Genomic DNA, 6458 nt, shown 5'->3' with positions numbered 1-6458 from the left:
TAGGTTTTGGCCTGAGGTTCATCGCTCGATAAAAATGGAAACAGGTTTTTGAACCAGATCATGAGTCTCTGGAAAATATTGGCTTCTTCAATATGTACGTCATCTTCTATAGTAAAAGTTTGAATAAGCTGGTTATTTTGATAAACCTGAACTTTAGCCAGTTGCATTACTTCTGCAAGTGGTGCAGTTAGTTTGTTCTGTAAAACTTCTATATTAAAATGTGTTTTAGTCGATTCTAAAGGTGCGATCGGTTGGATTGTACCATTGCCTGTATTGAGCATAATACGTTGATTGGTTTGATCAAAGGCATGTAAATCAATTGCATAAGGTTGATCGTACAATGATGTGGTCACAATTTTCGGTTGTTTGCTTTCGACTTTGAAAATTTTCAAAGTTGATTTGACAACGGGAAGTTCCGCAATGATTTGTTTATCCTTCAGCGCAACTTCGTTGCGTGTGTAGGTATAAGACAAATTCATGAGATTGTGCGCAACCTCTGCACGTTTTGCTGCACTTTGCGTTCCTAATACAATCACCACCAAACGACGGTTTGGGTTTTCAGGGTTCATTGTTGGGCGGTTCGCTGTTAGGGCTAGGTTATATCCCGCTGCTTTGGTATAACCCGTTTTTAAGCCATCGACTGTTGGGTCTTGTTTTAACAGAAGATTGGTCGCACGGTGAAAGCGTTGGTTATAACTAAAACTTTGCTGTTTTGAATAGTACAAATAGTCGGGTGTTTCATTCACTAAGGCTTGACCTAACAGCGCTAAGTCATGTGCAGTCGAATAGTGTTCGGGCATGGTAATACCTGCTGGGTTCTGAAAATGTGTTTCAGTCATTCCCAGTGCTTTGGCTTCTTGGTTCATTCGTGCCACAAAGTGAGGAATATCACCAGAAATACGTTCTGCCAAAGTCACCGCTGCATCATTGGCCGACATCACCACTAAACCCGCTAAAAGCTGATCAACTGAAATCTGTTCACCTTGTTTTAAATACATTTGCGACTCATCCCACATCACCGTACTAACCACAGGTGTCGCGGTAAGAATTTCGCTTTTGTTTAGTTTTCCTGCATTAATTTCTTTCAGTGCAATGTAGGCAACCATCATTTTGGTGAGCGAAGCGGGAGCACGCTGCACATGACTATTGTGTTCTGCAATGACTTGCCCTGATTGGCTGTCAAAAACGGTCCAAGCTTGAGCTTCAACTGTTTCAGGAACAATGTTGAGCAATGCGGCTTGAGTGAAACTTGAACACAAGGCGAAGAGTGTAGCGATAAAGTAGATGACAGCTTTCAATGAAATTCCCTAACTAAGCCATTCCGTGACTTTTAAACCGAAAACAGCTGCAAATGCTATGCCTTTTTTTCGCCAATGACCAGTCAAAAATGCAGACAAATGTGACTGTGACGCAAAACTGGCTTAAATAATGCTAAGCTAAGTTATAACTCATTTCATTTTATTTTGTATTGCCCATTATGTTGCATTATCAGATCGAATTTGACGATTATCGTCAGCACCTTATACACGTGACTTTACGTTTTGTAGCAGACCCAACACAGGTACTTTCATTACCGACTTGGATTCCGGGTAGTTACCTCATTCGTGAGTTTTCAAAGCATATTGAATCGGTTCGTGCTTATGATGAAGAAGGGCGGTTATTACAAATCCAAAAATTTGAAAAGAATAAATGGCGTCTTTTTAATACCGATCATGAATTGATTACGGTTGAATATGATGTATATGCTTATGATCTGTCGGTGCGCGGTGCGTATGTAGATCAAACCCGTTTATATGTCAATCCTGCATGTGCATGTTTAGGTCTGGAAGGTCAAGAGGATAAAGCTGTTGAAGTTGAACTGTTCCTTCCTGATGAGCTGAAACACTTCCAATTAGCGACAGGTATGGCTTCAAAAAGCCTTGTTAAAGGTCGTTTTACCTTAAAAGCCAAAAACTATGCTGAGCTAATTGATGCACCATTTGAGTTGGCAGAGCAGACTCGTTTTGCTTTTGAAGCCAATAGCATTCCACACGAGTTTGTAGTGTCAGGCAAACATGCCATGAATGCTGCACGTATGCAGCAAGACATTGAAAAAATCTGCGCAACAGAAATCTCAATGTTTGGCTCAGCGCCATTTGCAAACTACACCTTTATGACGATGGCTACAGCAAATAGTTATGGTGGTTTGGAGCATCCAAATTCAACCAGTTTGATTAGTCCACGTGAAGACTTGCCCAAAGTTAATGAGCCTGAAGAACCATCTGAAGACTATCAACGTTTCTTAGGTTTATGTAGTCATGAATACTTCCACTCATGGTTGGTCAAATTCATTCGTCCTGAAAACTTTGTCAATTATGATTTAAACAAAGAAGGCTATACCTCTTTGCTTTGGATTTTTGAAGGTTTCACGTCTTATTATGATGACCTGATTTTGCTGCGTAGCGGTGTGATTTCTCAAGCCTCATATATCAAACTACTCAAAATTCAGATTGATCGTTATTTACAAAATCCAGGTCGTTTTGTTCAGTCTGTGTCTGAGTCTAGCTTTGATGCATGGGTGAAATTTTACCGTCAGGATGAAAACTCGAACAATGCAGGCACCAGCTATTACAACAAAGGTTGTTTGGTTGCCCTATGCTTAGACTTGGGTTTACGGTTACGTGGTTCAAGTCTAGACTCGCTTATGCGTAAACTTTATGAAAACGCGCAAAAGGGCATACAAGTACATGAGCGTACAATTGTTGAGTTGTGTAATGAACTGACGGGTGATAACTGGATTGAGCAAATCAATCACTTAATTAACACCACAGATGAGTTGCCACTGGATCAACTTTTCCCTGAGTTTGGTTTAAGTTATAGCCTGAAAAATGACAAGTCATTACCGTTGGGTTTAAAGCTTGTAGATAAGCCAGAGGGTGTGTTGGTGCAAAGTGCGCGTCGTGATGGCGCTGCTGCTCAAGCTGGTCTTTCTGCCCATGATGTGATCATTGCGATTGATGGTCTCAAAGCAACGGTGAAATTGGTAGAAAAATACGCCAAGCAAGACGATACCTATAGCATTCTGGCATTCCGCCGTGATGAGTTGCTGAGCTTTGATGTAAAAGCTGCTGGTTCAGAACTGACCGAAGTTGAATTGAAAGTCGAAGATCAAGCGAAAGCAGAGAAGTGGCTCAAGCTTTAATGCTTAACCCACTTTATTTGTCATTCTGTTGAGGTAAAAACCGATGCCTAGGCATCGGTTTTTATATTTGTTCGTTTGTGAATGTTAACTACCACGATAAGTTGAATAACCGTACGGACTGATCAATAACGGAATATGATAATGATCCAATGAGCCATCAATCACAAAGACAACAGGTACTTCTGGAAAAAAAGAGCGCTGATTTTTTTGACGAAACCAATCACCTGTTTTAAAAGTAACTTTATAGACACCTTTTTGTAGACTGGTATCTTTAGGGTATAAATCATTGATACGCCCTTGATCATCCGTTGCCGCTGAATTGATTTCAGTCCATTTATCATTTTGTTGTGCTTCAAGCGTTACTTTGACATTAGCTGATGGTAAACCATTTTCTAAATTCAGTACGTGTACACTTAATGGGTTCTGTGCAAAACATAATGAAGAAAAACCAAGTCCAATGAGAGGAAGGAGTATTTTCATCATCTAATTGATCCTTAATGTTGCATAAAAGTATTAAGTTTAACCAAAGTCATAAAAATCATAGGTTTAAAAATGTAAAATTGGTTTAATAAGAAATAAATTTTTTGGCTTTTTTCTTCATCGAGTTTGCGAGTCTAAGCTCTATAATGAAGCAAGTGATTCTATTTTTCTCTAAATTCGCACTGTTTTAGGGATCTTGTTGTCAATTTGCCAGAAGATTGTAGAGCGTTTGCGGAAAACAGGAAGGATTAGAGTAAATATTCAGCATCATTTTTTTTCGAAATGTCGTTATCACAGGATATTACGTTGACTGAAAAGCAATGAAAGCCGATACTTTCAGGGTTTTATTCAAGCACATCGGTTCGCAGGGGCTGAGCCAGAAGCTCATCACCCTAAAAAACTCAATCTAACGCAAGGGGCTATATATGGCTGGTGGAAAGTCAACCATCATTTACACACTGACCGACGAGGCGCCATTGCTAGCGACTTACTCGCTACTGCCGATCATTGAGACCTTTACTAAACCTGCTGGTGTAGAGATCGTTAAAACTGATATCTCTGTTGCCGCACGTGTTCTCGCAGAATTTTCTGAATACCTAAAAGAAGAACAAAAAGTTCCAGACAATCTTGCAGAACTTGGTCGTCTTACACAAGATCCTGATACTAATATCATCAAACTGCCAAATATTAGTGCCTCTGTTGCTCAGCTAACAGCATGTATCAAAGAGCTTCAATCAAAAGGCTACGCGATTCCTGATTACCCAGAAAACCCTACTACTGAAGACGAAAAAGCGCTTAAAGCACGCTATGGTAAATGTCTTGGTTCAGCAGTGAACCCAGTATTACGTGAAGGTAACTCTGACCGTCGTGCGCCTGCTGCTGTTAAGAACTATGCGAAAAAACACCCGCACTCTATGAGCGAGTGGAAGCAATGGTCTCAAACTCACGTTTCTCACATGGATGAAGGTGACTTCTACCATGGTGAAAAATCAATGACTTTAGACCGTGCCCGCAATGTGAAAATGGAACTCGTGACAAAGTCTGGTGAAACCATCGTTCTTAAGCCAAAAGTTGCGCTTCAAGATGGCGAAATCATTGATTCAATGTTTATGAGCAAGAAAGCGCTTTGCGATTTCTATGAAAAAGAACTTGATGATTGTAAAGAAGCAGGCATTTTGTTCTCTTTACACGTGAAAGCAACCATGATGAAAGTTTCACACCCGATCGTTTTCGGTCACTGTGTGAAAATTTACTACAAAGATGCTTTTGAAAAACACGGTAAATTATTTGATGAGCTAGGTATTAACGTTAACAACGGTATGGCGGGTCTTTACGAGAAGATTGCAACTTTACCGACATCGTTACGTGAAGAAATCATCGAAGACTTACACGCTTGCCAAGAACACCGTCCAGCACTTGCAATGGTTGATTCTGCGAAAGGCATCACGAACTTCCATTCACCAAACGATGTAATTGTAGATGCTTCTATGCCTGCAATGATCCGTGGTGGCGGTAAAATGTGGGGCGCTGACGGCAAACCTTATGACTGTAAAGCAGTCATGCCTGAGTCAACTTTCGCACGTATCTACCAAGAAATGATCAATTTCTGTAAGTGGAATGGTAACTTTGACCCACGTACTATGGGTACAGTGCCGAACGTTGGTTTGATGGCGCAAAAAGCGGAAGAATACGGTTCACACGACAAGACCTTTGAAATCTCTGAGGCAGGTGTTGCAAACATCACTGACTTAGAAACTGGCGAAGTGTTGATGTCTCAGAACGTGGAAGAGGGTGACATCTGGCGTATGTGTCAGGTGAAAGATGCACCAATCCGTGACTGGGTGAAACTGGCAGTAACACGTGCGCGTAACTCAGGTATGCCTGCGATCTTCTGGCTTGACCCATACCGTCCACACGAAAATGAATTGATCAAGAAAGTACAAACGTATTTGAAAGATCATGACACAACTGGTTTAGACATTGAAATTATGTCTCAAGTCCGCGCGATGCGTTATACACTTGAACGGGTTGCACGTGGTCTAGATACGATTTCTGTAACGGGTAACATTCTGCGTGACTACCTCACTGATTTGTTCCCAATTATGGAGCTTGGTACATCTGCGAAGATGTTGTCTATCGTTCCGCTTATGGCGGGCGGTGGTATGTACGAAACTGGTGCGGGTGGTTCAGCGCCTAAACACGTACAGCAGCTTGTTGAAGAAAACCACTTACGTTGGGATTCTTTAGGTGAATTCTTGGCACTTGCTGTATCTTTAGAAGAGATGGGTATTAAAGAAGATAATGCGAAAGCAAAACTTCTTGCGAAGACTTTAGACCAAGCGACAGGCCAGTTACTGGATAATGATAAGTCTCCATCACGCCGTACTGGTGAGATTGATAACCGTGGCAGTCATTTCTACTTAGCGAAGTTCTGGGCTGAAGCTTTAGCAGCTCAAGACGAAGATGCTGACTTGAAAGCGAAGTTCGCTCCTCTTGCAAAAGCGCTTGCTGAAAATGAAGATAAGATTGTTGCTGAGCTTTCTCAAGTTCAGGGTCAAGCTGCGGACATCGGTGGTTACTATGCTGTAGATACTGCTAAAGTAAATGCTGTAATGCGTCCAAGCACGACTTTGAATGCAGTACTTGAAGCGGTCTAAGTCAAAACTAAATCGGTAAATTTGCCGATGAAGTAAAAAAAGCCGATGTGAAAACATCGGCTTTTTTTATACTAAAAAATATTTACAATGGCTAAAAAGATGAATAAGAAAAATTTGAATAGGGTTATAGCAATTTCAGT

Annotated in this window: 4 protein-coding genes; 2 read left to right on the top strand and 2 right to left on the bottom strand. The window is 41.0% G+C overall.

The features are described from left to right. Positions 1-1298 (bottom strand): D-alanyl-D-alanine carboxypeptidase PBP6B (locus GBI16_RS17195; RefSeq protein ID WP_151707537.1); only part of this gene is annotated, 1298 nt, incomplete at its 3' end. A gap of 179 nt (positions 1299-1477) precedes the next feature. On the opposite strand from GBI16_RS17195, the gene GBI16_RS17190 reads away from it, so the two are divergent. Then, a complete protein-coding gene (locus tag GBI16_RS17190) occupies positions 1478-3181 on the top strand; it encodes a M61 family metallopeptidase (RefSeq protein ID WP_086210214.1) in 1704 nt (567 codons plus the stop codon). Between the two features lie 84 nt (positions 3182-3265). On the opposite strand, the gene uraH is transcribed toward GBI16_RS17190, so the two are convergent. Beyond that, complete coding sequence (uraH, locus tag GBI16_RS17185) at positions 3266-3664, bottom strand: hydroxyisourate hydrolase (protein ID WP_086210213.1); 399 nt, start codon at positions 3662-3664, stop codon at positions 3266-3268. A 422-nt stretch (positions 3665-4086) separates the two neighbouring features. On the opposite strand from uraH, the gene GBI16_RS17180 reads away from it, so the two are divergent. Next, positions 4087-6318: an NADP-dependent isocitrate dehydrogenase gene (locus GBI16_RS17180; RefSeq protein ID WP_151707536.1), complete on the top strand. Its 2232-nt coding sequence runs from the start codon at positions 4087-4089 to the stop codon at positions 6316-6318. Positions 6319-6458: the final 140 nt, after the last annotated feature.

Source organism: Acinetobacter sp. TUM15064, from assembly GCF_008980265.1.
GTDB lineage: Bacteria > Pseudomonadota > Gammaproteobacteria > Pseudomonadales > Moraxellaceae > Acinetobacter.
This window is presented reverse-complemented; position numbering and strand designations above follow the sequence as displayed.